Source organism: Actinokineospora iranica, from assembly GCF_900101685.1.
Taxonomy (GTDB): domain Bacteria; phylum Actinomycetota; class Actinomycetes; order Mycobacteriales; family Pseudonocardiaceae; genus Actinokineospora; species Actinokineospora iranica.
In genome coordinates, this window is record NZ_FMZZ01000001.1 from 332,906 (window position 1) to 354,087 (window position 21,182).

The 21,182-nt window shown below is 72.2% G+C and carries 19 protein-coding genes; 7 read left to right on the forward strand and 12 right to left on the reverse strand.

Features of this window, described 5'->3' with window-relative positions; translation table 11 throughout:
* Positions 1 to 324 precede the first annotated feature (324 nt).
* The 9 genes from BLS56_RS01560 to rpe form a co-directional block, all read right to left on the reverse strand.
* On the reverse strand, positions 325 to 819 hold the full coding sequence (locus BLS56_RS01560; protein ID WP_228771273.1) for a Rieske (2Fe-2S) protein: 495 nt from the start codon (positions 817 to 819) through the stop codon (positions 325 to 327).
* A 291-nt stretch (positions 820 to 1,110) separates the two neighbouring features.
* A complete protein-coding gene (locus tag BLS56_RS01565; protein ID WP_091447389.1) occupies positions 1,111 to 1,458 on the reverse strand; it encodes a type II toxin-antitoxin system PemK/MazF family toxin in 348 nt (115 codons plus the stop codon).
* Positions 1,445 to 1,675, reverse strand: coding sequence for a ribbon-helix-helix domain-containing protein (locus tag BLS56_RS01570; protein WP_091447391.1), 231 nt, complete (start codon positions 1,673 to 1,675; stop codon positions 1,445 to 1,447). The genes BLS56_RS01565 and BLS56_RS01570 overlap by 14 nt, the downstream gene beginning before the upstream one ends.
* 10 nt (positions 1,676 to 1,685) lie before the next feature.
* Positions 1,686 to 2,126 carry a PH domain-containing protein gene (locus tag BLS56_RS01575; protein ID WP_228771274.1) on the reverse strand — a complete coding sequence of 147 codons (441 nt, stop codon included), beginning with the start codon at positions 2,124 to 2,126 and terminating at the stop codon, positions 1,686 to 1,688.
* On the reverse strand, positions 2,123 to 2,620 hold the full coding sequence (gene ribH / locus BLS56_RS01580) for a 6,7-dimethyl-8-ribityllumazine synthase (RefSeq protein ID WP_091447394.1): 498 nt from the start codon (positions 2,618 to 2,620) through the stop codon (positions 2,123 to 2,125). Before ribH ends, BLS56_RS01575 begins: the two co-directional genes overlap by 4 nt.
* Entirely contained in the window at positions 2,617 to 3,879 is a 1,263-nt protein-coding gene (locus BLS56_RS01585) for a bifunctional 3,4-dihydroxy-2-butanone-4-phosphate synthase/GTP cyclohydrolase II (RefSeq protein WP_091447396.1), read from the reverse strand. The genes ribH and BLS56_RS01585 overlap by 4 nt, the downstream gene beginning before the upstream one ends.
* Positions 3,872 to 4,525, reverse strand: a complete 654-nt coding sequence (locus BLS56_RS01590; protein ID WP_091447398.1) for a riboflavin synthase — start codon at positions 4,523 to 4,525, stop codon at positions 3,872 to 3,874. Before BLS56_RS01590 ends, BLS56_RS01585 begins: the two co-directional genes overlap by 8 nt.
* An 11-nt stretch (positions 4,526 to 4,536) precedes the next feature.
* Complete coding sequence (gene ribD, locus BLS56_RS01595; protein ID WP_091448698.1) at positions 4,537 to 5,541, reverse strand: bifunctional diaminohydroxyphosphoribosylaminopyrimidine deaminase/5-amino-6-(5-phosphoribosylamino)uracil reductase RibD; 1,005 nt, start codon at positions 5,539 to 5,541, stop codon at positions 4,537 to 4,539.
* A gap of 165 nt (positions 5,542 to 5,706) precedes the next feature.
* Positions 5,707 to 6,369 carry a ribulose-phosphate 3-epimerase gene (gene rpe, locus BLS56_RS01600; RefSeq protein WP_175482674.1) on the reverse strand — a complete coding sequence of 221 codons (663 nt, stop codon included), beginning with the start codon at positions 6,367 to 6,369 and terminating at the stop codon, positions 5,707 to 5,709.
* A gap of 75 nt (positions 6,370 to 6,444) precedes the next feature.
* Between rpe and BLS56_RS01605 the strand changes: the two genes are divergently transcribed.
* From BLS56_RS01605 to BLS56_RS01625, 5 genes are all read left to right on the forward strand, one after another.
* On the forward strand, positions 6,445 to 7,101 hold the full coding sequence (locus BLS56_RS01605; RefSeq protein ID WP_091448700.1) for an MOSC domain-containing protein: 657 nt from the start codon (positions 6,445 to 6,447) through the stop codon (positions 7,099 to 7,101).
* Positions 7,098 to 7,565 carry an NUDIX hydrolase gene (locus BLS56_RS01610; RefSeq protein ID WP_091447401.1) on the forward strand — a complete coding sequence of 156 codons (468 nt, stop codon included), beginning with the start codon at positions 7,098 to 7,100 and terminating at the stop codon, positions 7,563 to 7,565. Before BLS56_RS01605 ends, BLS56_RS01610 begins: the two co-directional genes overlap by 4 nt.
* A gap of 272 nt (positions 7,566 to 7,837) precedes the next feature.
* Complete coding sequence (locus tag BLS56_RS01615) at positions 7,838 to 9,499, forward strand: peroxidase family protein (RefSeq protein ID WP_091447403.1); 1,662 nt, start codon at positions 7,838 to 7,840, stop codon at positions 9,497 to 9,499.
* Between the two features lie 67 nt (positions 9,500 to 9,566).
* Positions 9,567 to 10,049, forward strand: coding sequence for a DoxX family protein (locus BLS56_RS01620; RefSeq protein ID WP_091447406.1), 483 nt, complete (start codon positions 9,567 to 9,569; stop codon positions 10,047 to 10,049).
* Positions 10,050 to 10,153: 104 nt separating this feature from the next.
* Positions 10,154 to 10,837, forward strand: a complete 684-nt coding sequence (locus BLS56_RS01625; protein WP_091447408.1) for a DNA alkylation repair protein — start codon at positions 10,154 to 10,156, stop codon at positions 10,835 to 10,837.
* A 12-nt stretch (positions 10,838 to 10,849) separates the two neighbouring features.
* Here BLS56_RS01625 and BLS56_RS01630 read toward each other — a convergent pair whose 3' ends face one another.
* From BLS56_RS01630 to pheS, 3 genes are all read right to left on the reverse strand, one after another.
* Entirely contained in the window at positions 10,850 to 12,481 is a 1,632-nt protein-coding gene (locus tag BLS56_RS01630) for an alpha/beta hydrolase (protein ID WP_091447410.1), read from the reverse strand.
* Positions 12,482 to 12,647: 166 nt separating this feature from the next.
* Complete coding sequence (gene pheT, locus BLS56_RS01635; protein WP_091447413.1) at positions 12,648 to 15,161, reverse strand: phenylalanine--tRNA ligase subunit beta; 2,514 nt, start codon at positions 15,159 to 15,161, stop codon at positions 12,648 to 12,650.
* On the reverse strand, positions 15,161 to 16,228 hold the full coding sequence (gene pheS, locus BLS56_RS01640; RefSeq protein ID WP_091447414.1) for a phenylalanine--tRNA ligase subunit alpha: 1,068 nt from the start codon (positions 16,226 to 16,228) through the stop codon (positions 15,161 to 15,163). The genes pheT and pheS overlap by 1 nt, the downstream gene beginning before the upstream one ends.
* A 320-nt stretch (positions 16,229 to 16,548) precedes the next feature.
* On the opposite strand from pheS, the gene BLS56_RS01645 reads away from it, so the two are divergent.
* Complete coding sequence (locus tag BLS56_RS01645) at positions 16,549 to 18,348, forward strand: HSP90 family protein (protein ID WP_091448702.1); 1,800 nt, start codon at positions 16,549 to 16,551, stop codon at positions 18,346 to 18,348.
* A gap of 24 nt (positions 18,349 to 18,372) precedes the next feature.
* On the forward strand, positions 18,373 to 21,180 hold the full coding sequence (locus BLS56_RS01650; RefSeq protein ID WP_091447416.1) for a hypothetical protein: 2,808 nt from the start codon (positions 18,373 to 18,375) through the stop codon (positions 21,178 to 21,180).
* Positions 21,181 to 21,182: the final 2 nt, after the last annotated feature.

Sequence of the window (21,182 nt, forward strand, 5' to 3'; positions counted from 1 at the left end):
AGTAATCAGCCATGCTGCCCCTGTGGCCTGCGCTGCGAGCGATCGAATCCCGGGCCAGGTCCATGGCCGGAACCTGGTATGCGTACCCCTCAGACATGGGGAAGATCATGACAGGACGGCGTCCGCTTCTCGGGAAGTAGCCACAGATGATACGTGGCACACAGCGGTCGCGGGGCGGAAGTTCCCCGGGAACCACCATCAGCCGATTGCGCATCCCTGCCCAGGGATTCCGGAAAGGTCGAGAACCGTTCCTGAGAAAAGGCGGTGGCCTCCGAGAGCGCGATTGTCTCGGAGGCCACCGACGGGTGCTGGGTAAAGCGCCGGTCAGGCGAGGACGACGTTGGCGCCGTCCACCTTGACCGGGATTTCCTTGAGGCCGGTGGTGGCCGGGCCGCCCTTGAGGGCGCCGGTGGCGCCGTCGAAGGTGCTGTTGTGGGCGGGGCAGGTGATGGTGCCACCCACGGGAGCGGCCACGGTGACACCCTTGTGGGGGCAGGTGGGGTCGAGGCCCTTGACGGTCGAGCCGGAGCGCACCAACAGGACCTTCTTGCCGGAAGGCCCGTCGACCAGGACACCGCCGCCGTCGGGGACGTCGGCCAGTGCCGTGAGGGCACCGCCGCCCTGGGTGGCCGAACCGGGTGCGCCGCCGCCGGTGGTCGTGGTGGTGGGGGCCGAACCGGTGTCGCTGCCGCACGCCGCGACGACCGCGGCGGGGGCGACCAAGGCCACCGCCAGGCCGCAGAGGACCTGCCTGCGGGAGTGCGGTTCGGGGTGCACGGACGGTGTCGGGTCGGTTGTGATGGTGTCGACAGCAGTCACGCCTAGCCTCCTCGGGAACGGGAGAGAACAGGGTTACACCGAGGGCTACGCGAACGGGCGCGGGACGGTTCACCCGATACGCGCAATTAACGATGCCATTCGGTCTCCCGGGCGTCCGAAAAGGCATCGAGGCAGGTCACGGATATCGGACCTGCCAGGAAAAAGACCCGAAGCGCCAGACGACAGTGTGGCGCACCCGTGACGCGAGGCGATCTGGCGGACCTCAGCGAGGTGAGCGCTGCCCGCGCACACCCGAAGGGAACCACGGGAGGCGAAAGCGGACCGGGAGCCTCAGAGCCCCAGATGGGTTCGCAGGGCGTCGTCCAGGCGGGCCAGCAGGGCAGGCGGGACGCGGCCGAGGCGGCGGCGGAGGCGGGCCGTGGCGATGGAGCGGACCTGCTCGGCTTGGGCCTTCGAGTCGGTGACGAGGCCGCAGTCGACGGCGGGGAGCAGGACCTGGAACGGGAAGACGCGACTGGTGTTGGACGTGATCGGGACGACGGTCACCACGCCGCGGCCGGTGCGCAGGGCTACCTGGTTGGCGGCGTCATTGCTCACGATGACGGCGGGGCGGACCTTGTTCGACTCCGAGCCGAGGGTGGGGTCGAGGTCCACCAGGTGGATGTCACCTCGGCGCATCGGCCGGGCCGTCCCCCGCGGTGGCGGCCCAGATCTCCGCTTCTCCTGAGGCTTCCCACTCGTCGAACGCCTGGGCGTACTCGTCGCGCATCGAGGACTCGCGCAAGAGACCGATGGCGATCTGGATCACCGATGAGCGGTTGGACACGTCGATGCGCGACGAGTACTCGTCGATGAATCGGACGTCGTCCTCCGGGAGGCTCACGCTGAGTTTCATACTGGCGATGCTACTCCGGGTGGGACTCGGGGTGCCACTGCGCGCGGTGGAGTTTGCGCAGTTCCCGGATGGCGGTGACAGCGCGTTCGCCGTCGATCGACTGGACCGCCATGATCGGCACGTACTCGTCGTCGGGGAGTTCCAGCCTGGCCCACGCCGCGCCGTCGGGGAAGCTCACCGACTGGACGACCGACCAAGGGTAGCGGGTGCTGCCGAGCAGGTTGCGCACCGTCACACCCTCGGCGTCCGCGCTGACCCTGGGCCGGGTGAGCCACAGCGCCCCGCAGGCCAGCAGCACGCCGATGCCCACCATGGCGATCTGGTCGGAGAGCTGGAAGTAGACGCCGGTCGGCGTGTTGCGCAGCAGCACGGCGACCACGCTGAACACCGCGACGAACACCACGGCGAACACGGCGGAGACGAACCGGACCTTGCGGGGGCGCGCGGTCACTGGAAGCCCCGCTCGGTCCACGGCTGGCGCACGCCGCGCACCACCAGGGCGGTCTCCAGCGCCGCGGCGCACGCCTCGTAGCCCTTGTCCTCGGTGGAGTCCGGCAGGCCGCACCGGTCGAGCGCCTGTTCCTCGGTGTTGACCGTCAGCACGCCGTTGCCCACCGGGGTCGACTCGTCCAGCGAGACCCGGGTGAGGCCAGCGGTGACCGCGTCGCAAACGTACTCGAAGTGCGGGGTGCCGCCGCGGATCACCACGCCCAGCGCGACCACGGCGTCGTGGTGCTTGGCCAGTTCCTGGCAGACGACCGGAAGCTCGACCGCGCCGGGCACCCGGACCACGGTCGGCTCATCGATTCCCGCGTCGCCCGCCGCGACGAGCGCGCGTTCCAGCAGCTTGTCGGTGATGGCCGCGTGCCACTTGGTGGCCGCGACGGCCAGCCGGATGCCCTCGCACCGGGGCACCCCCGGCGTCGGCCTGCCTTCGCCACTCACGCCTTGTCCTCCCCGCCCACGCCGCTGGCGCTGGCATCGTAGTGCTCCAGGTTGCCCAGCTCGTGGCCCATGCGGTCGCGCTTGGTGCGCAGGTACCGCAGGTTCTCCGGGTTCGGCCAGACCGACAGCGGCACCCGGTCGACCACGGCCAGCCCGTAGCCCTCCAGGCCGACCCGCTTGGCCGGGTTGTTCGTCAGCAGCCGCATCGACTTCACGCCGAGGTCGGCCAGGATCTGCGCGCCGGTGCCGTAGTCGCGGGCGTCGGCGGGCACGCCGAGCGCGAGGTTGGCGTCCACGGTGTCCGCGCCGTCGTCCTGGAGCTGGTAGGCCTGCAGCTTGTGCATCAGGCCGATGCCGCGCCCCTCGTGGCCGCGCATGTAGAGCACGACGCCGCGGCCCTCGGCGGCGACGGCCTCCAGGGCGGCGTCGAGCTGCGGGCCGCAGTCGCAGCGCAGCGAGCCGAAGACATCGCCGGTGAGGCACTCGGAGTGCACGCGGACCAGGACGCTCTGGCCGTCCTCTATGTCGCCGTAGACCAGGGCGACGTGCTCGATGCCGTCCAAGAGGCTGTCGTAGCCGACCGCGCGGAAGACGCCGTGCGCGGTCGGGATGCGGGCCTCGGCGACCCGCGCGACCTGCTTCTCGGTGCGCCTGCGGTAGGCGATGAGGTCGGCGATGGTGATCAGCGCGAGGTCGTGCTCGGCGGCGAAGACCTGCAGCTCGTCGTAGCGGGCCATGTCGCCCTCGTCCTTCTGCGACACGATCTCGCAGAGCACGCCCGCCGGGCCGAGCCCGGCCATCCTGGCCAGGTCGACGGCGGCCTCGGTGTGGCCGGGCCTGCGCAGCACGCCGCCCTCCTTGGCGCGCAGCGGGACGACGTGGCCGGGCCGGTTGAAGTCCTTGGCCGTCGACGCCTCGTCGGCGAGCAGCCGGATGGTGTGCGCGCGGTCGGCCGCGGAGATGCCGGTGCTCACGCCTTCCCGGGCGTCCACGGTCACGGTGTACGCGGTGCCGCGCGCGTCCTGGTTGGTGTGGAACATCGGCGGCAGGTCGAGGCGGTCGCAGACGGACTCGGGCAGCGGGACGCAGACGTAGCCGGAGGTGTAGCGGACCATGAAGGCCAGCAGCTCCGGCGTCGCCTTCTCGGCGGCGAAGATCAGGTCGCCCTCGTTCTCGCGGTCCTCGTCGTCCACGACGACGACGGCCTTGCCTGCGGCGATGTCGGCGATGGCGCGCTCGATGGCGGCGAAGTCACTCACCCGGGGTCTCCTGTTGCTCGGTGCTGTCCCCAGTGTCCCCCCGGGGCGGGGCGGCCAGGTGCGGACCTGCCAGCTTCTCCACGTACTTGGCGATGACGTCGACCTCGAGGTTGACCTTGTCGCCAGGTGCGCGGACGCCGAGCGTGGTCGCCCGGAGCGTCTCGGGTATCAGGCTCACGGTGAACCAGTCGGGTCCTACCTCGACAACGGTAAGGGACACGCCGTCGACGGTGATCGAGCCCTTCTCCACGACGTACCGCGCGAGGTGCGCGGGCAGGCTGATCCGGACCAGGTCCCAGTGCTCGGACGGCTCGCGGGAGAGCAGCGCGCCGGTGCCGTCGACGTGGCCCTGCACGATGTGGCCGCCGAAGCGCTGGCCGACGGCCGCCGCGCGCTCCAGGTTGACCACGTCGCCCTCGGCGACCTTGTCGAGGCTGCTGCGGACCAGCGTCTCGCGCATGACGTCGGCGGTGAACGAGCCGTCGCCCAGTTCCACGACGGTCAGGCAGACCCCGTTGACCGCGATCGAGTCGCCCTGTTTGGCGTCGCTGGTGACCAGCGGCCCCGCGATGGTGACGCGCGCGGCGTCCGCGAGGTCCCGCACGGCGACGACCTCACCGCGCTCCTCGACGATGCCCGTGAACACCGGCTCCTCCTCTAGTTCCGCTGGTTCCGCGACGGCACGGCGGAGATCCGCACGTCCGGCCCGCACATGGTGACCTCTTCGACGGCGAACTTGTGCGCCCCGGTGATGGTCGACACGCCCGATGCGCCCAACGCCACAGGCCCGGCGCCGAGCAGGACCGGCGCGACGTAGGCCAGGACCCGGTCGATCGCGCCCGCCTCGGCGAACGCGCCAGCCAACGTCGGGCCGCCTTCGAGCAGCACGTCGACCACACCGCGGGCGGCGAGTTCGGTCAGCACCTCGGCGGGGTCGTGGGTGCGCGCGCGCAGCGTCTCGGCCGCGTCGTCGAGCACCTTCGCCCCGGCGGGCAGGTCTCCGTGTCCCACGACTACCCGCAACGGCTGCCGGGGCGCGGGTGTTCCGTCCTCGGCGCGGGCGGTCAGCGCGGGGTCGTCGGCGAGCACGGTGCCGCGGCCGACCATGATCGCGTCGACCTTGCGGCGCAGGTCGTGGACCTCGGCGCGGGACACCGCGGAGCTGATCCAGCGGCTGGTGCCGTCGGCTGCGGCGACCCGGCCGTCCAGGGTCGCGGCGTACTTCCAGGTGACGTGCGGGCGGCCGGTGCGGATGTGGTGCAGCCAGGCGCGCAGCGGCCCGCGGGCGACCTCTTCTGCCAAGAGCCCGCCGGTGACGGCCACGCCCGCGTCGGCGAGGACCTTCGCACCGCCCGCCGCGGCCGCGTGCGGGTCGGACACCGCGTAGACCACCCGCGCGACGCCCGCGTCCAGCAGCGCCGCGGTGCACGGGGGCGTCCGCCCGAAGTGCGCGCAGGGCTCCAGGGTGACCACCGCGGTGCCGCCCCTGGCCCGCTCCCCCGCCGCGCGCAGGGCGACGACCTCGGCGTGCGGGCCACCCGGCGGCTGCGTCTCACCCAGTCCGGCGACCTGGCCGTCGGCGTCCAGCACGACAGCGCCGACGGGTGGGTTCGGACTGGTCCGTCCGCGCGCCTGCTCGGCACGCGCGACCGCGGTCCGCATCACCGCGGCCAGGCTTTCCTCCACACCTGACAGTCTCGCAGGACCCGGCGATTCCCTCGCAGCCGCCCGTCGTGCCCCGACCGGTCCCCCAGGCCTGCCGCGAACTCCGGTGAGACCGCCGAAACCGCCGGTCGCGCCCGAGCCCGCCCGCGGTGCGCCCGCGCGTCAGGCGAAGCGGTGGTTGGCGTTGCGGGCCTGGTCGCGCAAGGCGGCGACGGCCTTGGCCGGGTCACCGGCGCCGTAGACGGCCGAGCCCGCGACGAAGCAGTCGACGCCCGCCTCGGCTGCCTGCTCGATGGTGTCGGCGTTGATGCCGCCGTCGATCTCCACGAGAAGCCTGAGGTGGCCGGTGTCGACCAGGTTCCGCGCGGTGCGGACCTTGTCCAGGACGTCGGCGATGAAGCTCTGCCCGCCGAAGCCGGGCTCGACGGACATGACCAGCAGGGTGTCGAACTCCTTGAGGACCTCGATGTACGGCTCCAGCGGCGTGCCGGGCTTGATCGACAGACCGGCCTTCGCGCCCGCCGCGCGCAGGTCCCTGGCGATCTTGACCGGGTCGGCGGCCGCCTCGACGTGGACTGTGACGTTGTGCGCGCCCGCCTCGGCGTACCCGACGGCCCAGCGGTCGGGGTCCTCGATCATCAGGTGGCAGTCCATCGGGATGTCGGTCACCTTGAGCAGAGCTTCCACGATCGGCAGGCCCAGGGTCAGGTTCGGCACGAAGTGCGCGTCCATCACATCGACGTGCAGCCAGTCCGAGCCCTTGACGGCGGCGACTTCGTCGGCGAGGCGGGCGAAGTCGGCGGACAGGATGCTGGGGGCGATCATGGGAGCGTTCGACACAGGTAGACAGCATAAGCGCGCTACCAGCGCGTGCCCGTGGCCGGTAGGTTCGAGGGCGTGATGATCGAGCCACCGCGGGTCCTGTCCGTCAACGTCGGCGTTCCCCGGCCGATCACCGCGAAGACCGGGGTCAGCGCCATCGACAAGCGCCCGGTCGACGACCCGGTCGAGGTGTCCGCCCCGGCCGCGCGCGGCGCCAGCGGGCTGCTCGGCGACGCCATCTGCGACGCGGAGCACCACGGCGGCCCGGACCAGGCCGTCTACGCGTACGCGCGCGAAGACCTCGACCACTGGGAAGCGGAACTGGGCCGGACGCTCACCTCCGGGTCGTTCGGGGAGAACCTGACCACGCGCGGGCTGGAGGTGACCGGCGCGGTGATCGGCGAGCGGTGGCGGATCGGGGACGACCTGCTGCTGCGGGTGACCGTGCCGCGGGTGCCGTGCCGGACGTTCGCGGTGTGGCTGGACCGCCAGGGGTGGGTCAAGACCTTCACCGAGGCCGCGGCGCCCGGCGCGTACTTCAAGGTGCTGCGGCCGGGGGCGGTGCGCGCGGGCGACCCGGTCGAGGTGGTCGACCGGCCCGCGCACGGGGTCACGATCGGGCTGGCGTTCCGTGCGTTGACCCTTGAACCGGACCTGCTCCCCCGGCTGCTCGCGGCGGACGATCTGCCGGAAGGGATCCGCGCGAAGGCCGTCCGGCGCCTGGGGGCGCGGTGAAGCGGTCGATGCGGGTGGCGGCCTACGCCGTGTGCGTCGAGGAGGAGAAGGTCCTGCTGGCCCGCTGGGTCGGCCGCACCGGCAAGAAGTGGACCCTGCCCGGCGGCGGCATCGATCACGGCGAGGACCCGCTGGACGCCGCGGTCCGCGAGGTGGCCGAGGAGACCGGCTACCAGGTGGAGATCGAGGCGCTGCTGGGCATCGACACCGTGCGGCGCACTTTCCTGCGCACCGGTCTGCGCAAGGCGTTGAGCCGGGACGGCGTCGCGACCGACTGGCACGGCCTGCGGGTGGTGTACTCGGGCAGGATCACCGGCGGTGAGCTTCGCTTCGAGGAGAACGGCTCCACCGACATGGCGGCGTGGGTCGATTTGTCCGAGGTGGGCACGCTCGACCGGACCGACCTTGTCGACGCCGCGTTGCGGCTGTCGCGCCTCCGGCCGCCGACCGGCCGCGCCGGATAGCGGGCAACGGAAGCCGGCGGAATCAAGCCATCGCCTAACATGCCCGACGCCTCCCCGCAACTTTTGGTACGATTTGGCATCGGGAGGATTTAGCAAGGGGGAAGGACCGGTTTCCTGGGGAGGAAACCGGACTCTTCAGGCATTCAACCGGGAAAGGCCGCACACCGTCGGTCGCGTATCCCAGTGTCTCCGATTGCCATCCTCGCGGCAGAAATAGGACGCGCTCTGGGCAGCGCTTATTCGGCGTGCCCAGAATTGATGATGGGGGTTTTATGAGAAAACACGGGCGCGACAGCTTCTTCGTCGTCGGCGAAGGAGTGCTCGAGTTCGACGCCAACGGCGAGCCGACGGCCTCGCAGCCCTCGACCGCCGAGGAGCTGCGGCGCTTCCGCTTCTCCCGGCTCGGCCCCGAGGGCCCGCAGACCGACGAGGCGACCAGGGTCGCGTTGGCCACCGCCATCACCGCCGCGGTCCCGCAGCCGGACGACCCGGCGGTCCCGGCGGGATTCACCTACCTCGGCCAGTTCGTCGACCACGACCTGACCCTGGACCGGACCGAGTCGCAGCTTGGCGAGGACGTCAACCTCGACGAGCTGATGCAGGGCCGCTCGCCCGCGCTCGACCTGGACTCGGTGTACGGCCGCGGCCCCACCGACCGGGACGACCGCAGGTTCTACGCCGCGGACGGCGTGAAGCTCAAGATCGGCACGACGGCGGCGGTGGCGTTCCCGGACGACCGGGTCAACGTAGACCTGGAGGGCTTCGACCTGCCTCGGGTCGGCGGCAACACCGGGACGCGCGCGGACCGGCGCAAGCCGCTGATCCCCGACACCCGCAACGACGAGAACCTGGTGGTCGCCCAGACCCACCTGGCGTTCATCCGGTTCCACAACCGCGTTGTGGACGATCTGGCCCTCAAGGGCGTCTCCGAGCGGCGGCTGTTCGAGATGGCCCGGGAGCAGGTCGTGCGCCACTACCAGTGGATGCTGCGCACCGACTTCCTGCCGCGCATCGTGGACCCGGCGATCGTGGACGACGTGTTCGCCAACGGCCGCCGCTTCTTCGAGGCGCCCGGCCGCGGCGGGTTCCCGCGCGGACTGCGCCCGACGATGCCGATCGAGTTCGCGGTCGCGGCCTACCGCCTGGGCCACAGCATGGTCCGCGGCGCCTACCAGTGGAACCGGGTGTTCCGCAGCAGCGGACCGGGCGGCATCGCCTCACTGCTGGCGCTGTTCACCTTCACCGGCACCAGCGGCAACTTCCAGCCTGGTTCGACCGTCGAGCAGTTGGACGACCCGAACTCGGGGACGCTGGACCGGCTGCCGACGAACTGGATCGCGGACTTCCGCAGGCTCTTCGACTTCACCGAGGCGGGCCGTCCCGACCTGGCGGCTCCGGCCGCCCTCGACGGTGGAAACGTGACCAAGCGGATCGACAGCCTGCTGGTCGACCCGCTGACGCAGTTGCCCGCGGGCACCTTCGACGGCCGCGGCACGACATTCCCCGCGATTCAGCGCAACCTCGCTTTCCGCAACCTGACCCGGGCGAACATGGTCCGCCTGGCGAGCGGGCAGCAGATGGCGCGATTCTTCGGTGTCGAGCCGTTGACCGCAGAGCAGATTCTGCAGGGCAACCAGGGCGCGGATCTCGGCCCGCTCACCGACGAGCAGGAAGCGGCGATCACGACGGCGACCCCGTTGTGGTTCTACATCCTGCGGGAAGCCGAGTTCACCAACGGAAAGCTCGGCGCGGTCGGCGGCCGCATTGTCGCCGAGGTCTTCCACCGCTCCATGGAGGGAAGCCGCATCTCCATCGTCCGCGAGCCGTCGTGGCGGCCCACGCTCGGCCCGGACAAGAACACCTTCCGAATGACCGATCTGCTGCTGTTCGCCTTCGAGGGCAAGGCCGATCTGCTCAACCCTCTCGGCGACTGACAGCAGCCCCGCCCTCTCCATCGACTCCCCCGCGTCAGGAAATCTCACACGGATCAGGGAGCTGTCGATGTCCATCACACACCACACTGAGGTCGAGGAAAGCAGACCGGAATCGCCGGAAGGCTTATGGTCCCGGGTCGAGCGAGTGCTGGGGCAGGTCGCGTTGCCCGCCCTGCGCATCTCGCTCGGCTTGGTGTTCCTCTGGTTCGGCGCGCTGAAGGCGACCGGCGACTCACCCGTCGCCGATATCGTGCACGCCACGCTGCCCTGGCTGGACGAGAGCGTGCTGATGCCCGTTCTCGGCTGGTTCGAGATCGTGCTCGGGGTGGCTTTGCTGATCGGTAAGCCGCGGCGGCTGGCGCTGGTCGTCGCCGCGGCTCACCTCGCGGGCACCTTCCTCGTGTTCATCCAGGCTCCGACGCTGGTGATGACCGACGGAAATCCGCTACTGCTCACCACCACCGGTGAGTTCGTCCTCAAGAACATCGTCCTCATCGCCGCCGCGCTGGTCCTGCTCGGTCTGACCGACAGGCGCGGCAAGGCGGCGTGAGCGGCCCGGAATCGGGCCACGGACGACGAAACCGCCCCACCGGCCCACCGGTGGGGCGGTTTCGCGTCCCGCCGCTGTCGGCCCTCGGGAGTAGCTTGCCCAGTGTGGACGGTGAACTGGCCGAAGCGGCGCGCCGGGGCCTGGCCGAGGTCGCGGACCCGGCGAAGGCGCAGGAGATGCGGCGGTACATGAAGTCGGACATGCCGTTTCGCGGCGTTCCCAAGCCCGCGCGGGCGGCGCTGATGCGCGACCTGGTGGCCGAGCACGCCGTGGCCGACCGGGGCCAGTGGCTCGACACGGTCACCGGACTGTGGCGTGGCGCCGAGTTCCGGGAGGAACGTTATGTGGCGCTCGATCTCCTGGGGCACAAGCGGTACGCGCACTGGGTGGCGGTCGACCTGGTGCCGCTGCACGAAGAGCTGATCGTCACCGGAGCCTGGTGGGACTTCGTGGACGAGCTGGCCGCGCGCCACGTCGGGCCGCTGTTACGCGCCAACCGGGACACGCTGACGCCGATCCTGCGGAGCTGGGCGGACGATCCGGACCGGTGGAAGCGGCGCACCTCGGTGATCTGCCAGCTCGGCGCCAAAGCCGACACCGACACCGACCTGCTCGCCGCGACTATCGAGTCCACAATGGACGACCCGGATTTCTTCCTGCGCAAGGGGATCGGCTGGGCGCTGCGCCAGTTCGCGAAAACGGAACCGGGGTGGGTGCGCCACTTCGTGGACACCCACCCCGGGCTGTCACCGCTCTCCCGCCGGGAGGCGCTCAAACACCTGGGCTGACCGCCGGGCTCCTCAGCGGCGCCCGCCGACGATGATCCGCTGGAGGTCCGCGCGGGTGAGGTCGCCCGAACCCGAGTCGGTGGCCGCGGTGCGCTGCTGCGCGGACCCGGGCGCGGCCGGGTCCGGCTGGGGCACCGGGTCGCACTGGCCGTCCGACCCGCGGCCCGGCTTGCGGGCAGGCAGCTTGCCGGTGGCCAGGTAGTCGGCGATCTGGTCGTCGACGCAGGCGACGCCGTTGAGCGAGCCGGAGTGCGTTGTGCCGCCCACGCCCTCGATGAGCGCCGCCTTCGGGAAGCGGTCGCGGGTCGCCAGGCTGCCCGCATACGGGGTGGCGGCGTCAAGGGTCTCGCTGATCAGCAGGATGGCCGGGGCCTTCGACCCGTCGACCTCGACCGGCTTGCCCGCCGCGGCGCCCCAGGTCAGGCAGGGCGCGTTGAACCAGGCGTTGCCCCAGGTCTCGAACGGGGCGCGCAGGAAGGTCCGCCAGTTGTCGGCGCGCCAGCGGCTCCACTTGGTCGGCCACTGGACGTCGGTGCACTGGGTGGCCAGGTACATGGCGTAACTGTTGTCCGAACCCGGACCTTGCGCGTAGACGTCGTCGTAGAGCTTCTTGAGCCCGGCGGAGTCGCCCTCGTTGACCCACGCGGAGAACGCGCTCGCCACATCCGTCCAGCCGAACACGTAGTACCCGGCCTGCAGGAAGATGTCGGTGAACTCGTCGGGGCCGATGACGCCGCCCGCGGGCTCCTTGGTGAGCCGCTTCTGCTCCGCGTAGAACAGCCGCTCGATGTCCTCGCCGTCGGTGCCGAGGTGGTAAACGGCGTCGTGCTTGGCGATCCAGTCGAAGTAGATCTTGATGTTGCGGTCGAAGGCGATGTCCTGGTCGAGATTCGCCTGGTACCAGACCTTGCGGGCATCGATATTGCCGTCGAGGACCATCCGGCGCACGCGCTCCGGGTAGACGGTGCTGTAGACCTGCCCGAGGTAAGTGCCGTAAGAGAAGCCGTAGTAGTTGATCTGCTCCTGTCCCAGCGCCTTGCGGAGGACGTCGACGTCGTTGACTGTGTCAGTCGTCTTGGCGTGGTCCAGCAGGTCGCCGCCCGCGGCGTCGCACGCGGCGGCGTACTTCTCCGCCCGCGCCAGCCAGGTCCGCTCCAATTCCCTGGTGAACGGCACGTAGGGCGGCCGGTTGTACCCGAAGTGGTCGGCCGCGCAGGTGAGGGCGGGCTGGCTGGCGCCGACGCCACGGGGGTCGAACCCGATCCAGTCGTAGGCCAGGCCCGCCTTCTTGGGCACGAACTCGCCGAGGACCGACAGCATCACGCCTGAGCCGCCGGGGCCGCCCGGGTTGGTCACCATGACGCCCTGGTACTGCTCGGCGGGGACCTTGGCCTTGATCCGCGACACCGCGAGCTTGATCTTGGGTCCGTCGGACCGCGCGTAGTCCAACGGGACCTCCAGGAAACCGCACTGCGCGCCGCGCCGGGCCAAGACCGGGCTCCCGCATTTGCCCCAGGCGATGGGCGCGGGGTCGTATGCCACCTGGCTCGGCTTGGTTTCCGGCGCGGCCAGCACCGTGGGCGCCACGGCCGCACCCGCGGCAACGGCGACGGCCGCGGCGGCTACCGCCACGATTTTCTTCACTCATGCCCCTTTTCGTCGTGGTCGTCCGCGCGGATCAGGTCCGGTGGGGATAGCGGCTGACCGTGGTTCCGGGTCGAGTCTGTTTTCCGGATCGAATAGAGCCACTGGTGAGTCAAACAATGATGGCGGGCGCCTGGGCACCCGCCATCATCGTGGTCTGTTCGGCTCAGCCGCGCAAAGCGGCGCCATGTCGCTCGGCCGCCGCCGCGACCGCGGTGTCGCGGGCGGCGGTGGCCTCTTCGACAGTGAGCGTCCGGTCCGGCGCGCGGAAACGCAGCGAGTACGCCAGTGACCGCTTGCCCTCGCCGATCTGCTCGCCGGTGAACACGTCGAACAGACTCAGGTCTTCGAGTAAGTCGCCGCCACCGCCGCGCAGGGTGCGGGTCAGCTCGGCGGCGGGCACCTCGGCGTCGACCACGAGGGCGACGTCGAGCAGCACCGGCGGGTACGGCGACACCGACGGCACCGGCCTGCGCTCGACCAGCGGGAGCAGGTCGAGGTCCAACTCCATGGCGCAGGTGCGCTGCGGCAGGCCCAGCGCCTCGACGACCTTCGGGTGCAACTCGCCCGCGTGGCCGACCGGGAAGCCGCCGACGCTGAGCCGGGCGCAGCGGCCCGGGTGCCAGGGCGGCAGGTCGCCCTTCTCCACGGTCAGCTCGACCCCCGCGGCGTCGGCGACGAGCCGCGCCGCCTGCACCGCGTCCGCCCAGCTCGCCGGTTCGCCAGGACCCCACCAGCCCGGCGGCTGCCGGTTGCCGGTGAGGACGACGGCGACGTGCACCGGCTGGTTGGGCAGCGCGGCCTTGAGGGTGGCGATGTCCGCGTCGCTCGGCCGGTCCGCGACGCCGACCTCGGGCATCGGGACCTGCTCTGCGCGCGGGAGCACAACCTGTCCGATGTGGAACAGCGACAGGTCGCGCGCGCCCCTGGACACGTTGCGGGACACCGCTTCCAGCAGGCCGGGCAGCAGGGTGGTCGCCAGTTCGGCGCGCTCGGCCTCCAGCGGGTTGAGCACCTTCACGGTGCGCCGCCGCGCGTCGTCGGGGGCGAGGCCGAAGGCGTCCCACACCGCGCCGGACACGAACGGGAACGGCAGCACCTCGACGTAGCCGTGCTCGGCCAGCGAGCGCGACACCCGGCGCCTGCGGCGCTGGGCGGCCGTGAGCCCGGAGCCTGCGGGGGCGGCTGGCAGCACCGACGGGATGGTCTCGTAGCCCTGCAGCCGCAGCACCTCCTCCACCAGGTCCGCGGGCTGGTTCAGGTCGGCGCGCCAGCTTGGGGGGACCGCGGTGACGACCGGCGTGCCGTCCTCCGCGGTGCCGATATCCACCTGGCAGCCGATCTGCTGCAACCGGCTCACGGTGACGCCGCGCTGGTAGCGGATTCCGGCGACCCGGTCGGGCAGGTCCATCGGCATGACCACGGGCTCGGGCAGCGTCGGATTGCCGACATCGGTGCGGCCGGGGTGGATGCTGCCCTCGCCGTACTCGCGCAGCAGGCGGGCGGCGCGCTCCAGCGCGGCGGGCGGCAGCGCCGGATCGACCACGCGCTCGAAGCGCTTGGACGCCTCGCTGGGCAGCTTGTGCCTGCGGACCGCGCGGGCGATCGATGCCGGGTCCCAGATCGCGGCTTCCAGCACGATGTCCGTGCTCTCCGCGCGGACCTCGGTGCTCGCCCCGCCCATGACGCCAGCGAGCCCGATCGGGCCGGACTCGTCGCACACGAGGATGTCGTCGGGGTCCAGCGCGCGCTCGACGTCGTCGAGGGTGACGAGCTTCTCCCCCGGCTCGGCGCGGCGGATCGTGAGGCCGCCGCGCAGCCTGCCGGTGTCGTAGGCGTGCATGGGCTGGCCCAGCTCGAGCATCACGTAGTTGGTGATGTCCACGGCCAGCGAGATCGACCGGATGCCCGCGAGCATCAGCCGACGGCGGATCCACCACGGCGTCGGCGCGGTCGGGTCGACCCCGGTCACCCGCCGCACGACGAACCGGGGGCAGGCCTGCGGATCGGTGACCGTCACCGGGACGGACTCGCCCTCGGCGACCGGCACGTCGATCGCGGCCGGGTCGATCAGCCGCACGTCGAGAGCGCAGGCCAGCTCGCGGGCCAGGCCGCGCAGCGAGAAGCAGTAGCCCCGGTCGGGGGTCAGCGACAGTTCGATGACCGAGTCGGTCAGGCCGAGCAGCTCGATCGCGTCGTCGCCTGGCGCGGCTTCCTCGCCGGTCGGCAGGACCAGGATGCCTGCGTGCTCGTCGCCGAGGCCAAGCTCGCGCGCCGAGCAGATCATGCCGCGGCTGACCCGGCCGTAGGTCTTGCGCTCGGAGATGGCGAAGCCGCCGGGGAGCACCGCGCCGGGCAGCGCCACCACGACCAGGTCGCCCTCGACGAAGTTGGTCGCGCCGCAGATGACCTGGGTGGTCTCCGGCTCGGCGTCGTCTGGGTCCTCTGGCTCGCCGATCTCGACCGTGCAGAAGCGGATGGGCTTCTTGAACTCGGTCAGCTCCTCGATCTCGGCGACGCGGCCGACCACGACCCGACCGGTGACCGGGCCGAGTTCGCTGACCTCTTCGACCTCCATGCCGACCCGCACGAAGGCGTCCGCGACCTGCTGGGCGGACAGGTCCCGGTAGTCCTCGGTGAGCTCAAGCTGCTGGACGAGCCAGCTGACGGGGATCCGCACTACGCCTCCGTGCCGAAGGGAAGGGTGAACCGGACATCGCCCTCGACCATGTCGCGCATGTCCGGGATGCCGTTGCGGAACTGCAGGGTGCGTTCCAGGCCCATGCCGAAGGCGAAGCCCGAGTAGACGTCGGAGTCGATTCCGCACGCGCGGAGCACGTTCGGGTTGACCATGCCGCAGCCGCCCCACTCGACCCAGCCCGCGCCGCCCTTCTTCTCGGCGAACCACACATCGAGTTCGGCGGAGGGCTCGGTGAACGGGAAGTACGACGGCCGCAGCCGCACGTGCGCCTGCTCGCCGAACATCGCCTTGGCGAACGCGTCAAGGGTGCCCTTGAGGTTGGCCATGGTCAGGCCCTTGTCGACGGCGAGCCCCTCGACCTGGTGGAACACCGGGGTGTGGGTGGCGTCCAGCTCGTCGGTGCGGAACGTGCGGCCGGGGCAGACGACGTAGACCGGCAGGTCGCGCTCGATCAGCGCGCGGACCTGGACCGGCGAGGTGTGCGTGCGCAGCACCAGGCCGGAGCCCTCGGGCGCGACGTAGAAGGTGTCCTGCATGGTGCGCGCCGGGTGGTCCTTCTTGAAGTTCAGCGCGTCGAAGTTGAACCACTCGGCCTCAAGCTCGGGGCCTTCCGCGATCTCGTAGCCCATGCCGACGAACACGTCGCCGATGCGCTCGGAGATCATCGTCAGCGGGTGCCGGGCGCCCACGGGCTGCCGGTCCCACGGCAGGGTGACGTCCACGCCCTCGTCCCGCAGCACCCGCTCGTCGCGCTCGGCCTGCAACTGCGCGCGGCGCTCGTCGAAGGCGGCCTTGACCTGGTGCTGGGCCTCGTTGACCCGCTTGCCCGCCTCGGCGCGCGCCTTCGGCGGCAACGCCCCGATCTCGCGGCGGGCCTGCAGCAGCGGCGACTTCTCGCCGAGGTGCGCGGGCTTGACCGCGGCCAGCGCGTCGAGGTCGGCCGCGGAGGAGAACTCCTCGCTGGCCTTCTCGACCGCGGCCTGGAGGAGGTCCGGCGCGAGCGCCGCGACCTCCTTGGGGTCGTACGAGTCGTTGGCTCCGGACATGGTTGGTGGACAGCTCCCCGGGGTCCTGTGGCGGCCAGGCGGCACACCCGGTCGGGCCGGGTGAACAGGTCGATCCTAGGTGATCCCCGCTCCGCGCCCGCATGGAGTTACGTGCGCGGACGAACGTGTCGCCCGCGCACGCCCGTCCAGGCGGTCCCGCACCGCCGCGCGACCGCTGCGCCATGTGGCGGCACGGCTTGGCACGGGCGGGTGAAGGGGACACCGGCCCAACAGGACACATGTACGGTGACACCGGCAGGTCGATCGTGCCGTGGCCGCCTTTTCGCCCGCCCGCCCAGTCTCCCGCGCAGAGGTACACCTTGGCCCAGACATTCGGCGTCAACCTGCGCGGCGTCATCGATCTCCTCAGCCACCACCTCTACAGCAGCCCCCGGGTGTACGTGCGCGAACTGCTGCAGAACGCGGTCGACGCGGTCACCGCGCGGCGGCTGCTCGACCCGGCCGCGCCCGCCCGGATCGTCGTCGAGTGCCCCGAGCGCACCGGCGACGGCACCCTGCGAATCAGCGACAGCGGCGTCGGCCTGACCGAGGCCGAGGTGCGCACGCTGCTCTCGACGCTGGGCGGCACGTCCAAACGGGACGAACTGGGCTTCGCCCGGCGGGATTTCCTCGGCCAGTTCGGCGTGGGCCTGCTGTCCTGCTTCCTGGTGGCCGACGAGGTGCGGCTGGTGAGCCGGTCGGCGCACGGCGGGCCCGCGGTCTCCTGGGTCGCCCGCGGCGACGGCACCTACACCGTCGAGGTGGACGAGTCCGCGCGGGCGGCGGTGGGCACGACGGTGACCCTGGTCCCGCGCCGCGACTGCGACCACTGGACCGAGCACGACACGGTGGCGGCGCTGGCCGAGGAGTTCGGCTCGCTGCTGCCCTACGAGGTGCGCGTCGTGGGCGGCTCCGGGCACCGGGTGGTCGCGGGCGGGGACGGGCTGCCGTGGGCCCGCGCGGCGGGCGAGCCGGTCGACGGGCACCGCGCGCGGCTGGCCGCGTACTGCCGGGAGACCCTGGGCTTCGAGCCGTTCGACGTGGTGCCGCTGGAGTTCGGCGCGGCCGGGCTGACCGGGGCCGCGTTCGTGCTGCCCGCCGGAGCGCACCCGGGCGGGCGGCAGTCGCACCGGGTGTACCTCAAGCGGATGCTGGTCGGCACATCCGTCGAGGGGCTGCTGCCGGACTGGGCGTACTTCATGCGGTGCGTGGTGGACACCTCGGCGCTGCGGCCCACCGCGAGCCGCGAGGCGCTCTACGAGGACGAGACGCTGCTCGCGGTGCGCGACGCGCTGGGTGCCCGGCTGCGGGACTGGCTGGTGCGCCTGGAGGCTGCCGAGCCGGACCGGGCTGGCGCGCTGCTCGCCGCGCACCACCTGGGGATCAAGTCGCTCGCGCTGGTCGACGACGAACTGCTGCGGCTGGCCGAGCGGTGGCTGCCGTACGAGACCACGCGCGGCGCGCTGCCGCTGCGCCAGTTCCGCCGCACGCACCCGACCGTGCTCTACACCCAGGACGTGGACGAGTTCCGCCAGCTCGCGCCGGTCGCGCGGGCGCAGGGCATCGGCCTGGTCAACGCGGGCTACGCCTACGACACCGACCTGCTGCGCAGGCTGGCCGAGCGCGACGGCCCGGACACCGCCCGCCGGGTCGACCCACGCGAACTGCTGGCCGCGCTCGGCCGCCCGAGCGCGGAGACCGAGATCGCCCTGGCCGCCGCGATGGCCGCGGCGGCGACGGTGCTCGACGCGCACGACTGCGAGCCGACCCTGCGCGCGTTCGACCCGGTGTCGCTGCCCGGACTGCTGGTCGCCGACGCCGACGGGGCGCGCAGGCGGGACGCGGCCGACGCCCGCGCGGACGCCGATCCACTGTGGAGCGAGATGCTGGGGCAGCTGGTCGACGCGGGTTCCGGGGCCGCGCAGACGCTGGTGCTCAACACGCGCAACCCGCTGGTGGCGCGGCTGGCCGGGGTCTCGGACACCGCGCTGCTGGAATCCGCCGTGCGGGCGCTCTACGTGCACGCGCTGCTCCAGTCGCACCGGCCGCTGCGGCCCGCGGACACCGCGGCGCTCACCGGGTCGTTCTTGGACTTGCTCGACCGCGCCATCGGGCGCTGACCACTCCCCCGGAAGGAACACGCCGTGTCGGAGCCGACGCCGGACCCGGACGACCTGCGCGAGCGGCTGGCGCACCTGCTGCACCAGACCGACGACCTGCCCGCCGGGCGGTCGAAGTGCGAGACGCTGGAGCGCGCCGTGCGCACCGCGGACGGCGCGGGGCTGGTCGAGCTGGGCGTGGCGGCGCGGCTGATCCTGATCAACGCCTACCGGGAGATCCGCCGGTACGACCTGATGCTCACCCCGTTCGCCTGGCTGCGGTCGGCCGAGCGGCGTGCCCCGGAGGCGTTCGACCCGTGGGCGGTGCACCAGTTCAGCTGGATGCACAAGTGGCTGCCGACCGGCCTGCTCGGCGACCCCCGGTTCACCCTGGCGCAGATCGCCGCGCTGGTGGACCAGCTCGAAGAGCGCTACCGGCTGCACGGTTACTCGCCGCATCCCGTGCACGACAAGCGGCGGGCGCTCGCCCACCACATCGGCGACACCGCCGCGGCGGACGCGCACTTCGCGGCGTGGCGGGCCGCCGAGCCGGACGACATGAGCGACTGCCCGGCGTGCGTGGTGGACAGCCAGGTCGGCTACTTCGTCGCGCGCGGCCGGTTCGAGGACGCGATCGCGGTCGCCCGGCCGGTGCTCGACGCCCCGTCGGAGTGCGCGGAGCAGCCGCACGGGGTGCTGACCTCGCTGCTGGAGGCTTACCTGGCCACCGGGAGGCTCGCCGAGGCGGCCCGCGCGCACCTGCTGGCCTACCGGGTCGTGCGCGGCACCCCGCAGGGCAAGTCCGCGCTGCACGCGCACCTGCGGTTCTGCGCGGTCACCGGCAACGGGCCGCGCGGGCTGGAAATCCTCGCCGACAACCTCGACGTGCTCACCGACCCGCCGAGCCCGAAGGTGGGCCAGGACTTCGCCGCCGCGGCCGCGCTGCTGCTGAGCAGGCTGCCCGACCGGGAGACGTTGTCGTTCGCGCTGGGCGAGCGGCGCATGGACGGCGAGGCGCTGCGGGCGCACTGCGTCGCGACCGCGCTGGCGACGGCGGCGGAGTTCGACCGCCGCAACGGGACGAACGCGGTGAGCGGCCGGGTCGCGGCCACGCTGGCGCTGGCCGACGCCGAGCCGGTGCTGGTGGCCGTGCCCGCCACCGCCGCGGTCAAGCCCGCCGCGGCGACCCCGGCGCCGGAACCGCCCGGCGACCCGGTCGAGGTGGCCCGGCGGACGTGCGCGGCCCTCGACGACGGCGAGCTGTTCACCGGAGCCCGGCTGCTGGCCACCCTGCCCGCGGACCTGGACGCGGTGCTGCCCGACGGTCTCGCCGCCCGGCTGGCCGTGCACCGTGTCTGGCTCGTGCAGCGGGGCGCGCCAGCCGAGCTGGCCGAGGCGCTGCTGCCGCTGCTGGACCGGCTGGCCGCGGCGGGCGAGGACGCCGCCACCGTCCGCCTGCACGCCTTCCTCGCCGAGCTGCTCGACGCCGCGGAAGAAACCGACCGGGCCGCCGCGCACGCCGAACTCGCCCGGCTCGGCGCGGCGCGGCTGGACGACCCGGTCGCCACGCTGCGCGGGCACCTGGCCGCGGCCGACCTGCTGGTGCGCTCCGACGTCGCCGCCGCGCACGCCGAGGTGGACGCCGCGGAGTGGATCGCGGCCGAGCGGGCCCCGCGGCGGCTGGGCGCGGTCGGCAACACCCGCGCCGAGATCCACGGCCACGCGGGTGAGCTGGAGGCCGCGCTGGCGATCGTGGCGGAGCTGGAAACCGGCCCGTGGCCGGAGTCGACCCGGCTCGCGGTGAGCGGGCACCACGCGCGGCTGCTGGCCAACCTGGGGCGGGTGACGGAGTCGCTGGCCCAGTTCGACCGGTTCGTGGCGCTGGCGCGCACCTACCCCGGCCCGTGGGTGGCCGAGGCGCTGATGCAGTACGCGAGCCTGGTCGACCAGGCGGGCATCGCGGGCGAGCACCTGCCGGTGCTGCTCGACGCGGTGGCCGAGGCGCGCACGCACTTGCCGCCGGGCGGGGTGGCGCAGGCGTGCCTGCACCTGTCGGCGGGCTACCTGGCCACCGGCCGGGACCTGGAGGCCGCCGAGACGCTGGAAGAGGCGCTGCGGCTGATGCCCGCCGACTACACCGAGGCGGTCTCCGACATCCGCTACCGGCTCGCGCTCGCCTGCCGCAACCTCGAAGAGCACGAGATCGCGGCAGCGCACTTCGCCGCGGTGGCCGCGTCCTCGGCCGACGACGACCACGGCCTGCGCGGGCACCTGCTGTTCCAGCTGGGCGACTCCCGGCTGCGACTCGGCGAGTATGCCGAGGCCGCGGCGGCGTTCCGCGCGTCGGCGGACAACTGGCTGGCCGCGGACACCCCGGTCGCGGCCAGCGAGTCGCTGGTGAAGCTGGCGCACGCGACCGGCCTCGACGACCTGGCCGCGGGCATGGCGGCGCTGGAGGAAGCCGGGGCGCTGGTCGCGGACGACTCGGTGGCGGGCGCGCTGGACCAGTTGGCCGATGTGGTCGGCTTCCGGGTCGCGCTGCTGGCCCACCACGAGCGGTTCACCGAGGCGCTGTCCATGAACCAGCTGGCCGAGGAGTACGCCGTCTGCCTGGGCAACAGCGACTGGCACGCGTTCCTGGCCAGCCGCGCCGCCCGCCTGCGCCTTGACCTGGACGACCCGGCGGGCGCGGAGTCCGACGCCCGGCGGGCGGCGGCCCTGGTGACCGAGGAGTCGGACGCGGCCGTGGCCGGCGCCATCCTGGGCACCCTGGCGCGGACGCTGGAGGAACAGGGGAAACCCGTCGACACCGACCCCGTCATCCGCTCGCTCACGACCCGCCTGGACCGCTGAAC

What these genes read in the sequence shown, in the direction of transcription:
- BLS56_RS01565 (WP_091447389.1), bottom strand. Translation starts at nt 1,458, where the DNA reads ATGCGCCGAGGTGACATCCACCTGGTGGACCTCGACCCCACCCTCGGC.
- BLS56_RS01570 (WP_091447391.1), bottom strand. Translation starts at nt 1,675, where the DNA reads ATGAAACTCAGCGTGAGCCTCCCGGAGGACGACGTCCGATTCATCGAC.
- ribD (WP_091448698.1), bottom strand. Translation starts at nt 5,541, where the DNA reads ATGCGGACCGCGGTCGCGCGTGCCGAGCAGGCGCGCGGACGGACCAGT.
- rpe (WP_175482674.1), bottom strand. Translation starts at nt 6,369, where the DNA reads ATGATCGCCCCCAGCATCCTGTCCGCCGACTTCGCCCGCCTCGCCGAC.
- BLS56_RS01605 (WP_091448700.1), top strand. Translation starts at nt 6,445, where the DNA reads ATGATCGAGCCACCGCGGGTCCTGTCCGTCAACGTCGGCGTTCCCCGG.
- BLS56_RS01615 (WP_091447403.1), top strand. Translation starts at nt 7,838, where the DNA reads ATGAGAAAACACGGGCGCGACAGCTTCTTCGTCGTCGGCGAAGGAGTG.
- BLS56_RS01620 (WP_091447406.1), top strand. Translation starts at nt 9,567, where the DNA reads ATGTCCATCACACACCACACTGAGGTCGAGGAAAGCAGACCGGAATCG.
- pheS (WP_091447414.1), bottom strand. Translation starts at nt 16,228, where the DNA reads ATGTCCGGAGCCAACGACTCGTACGACCCCAAGGAGGTCGCGGCGCTC.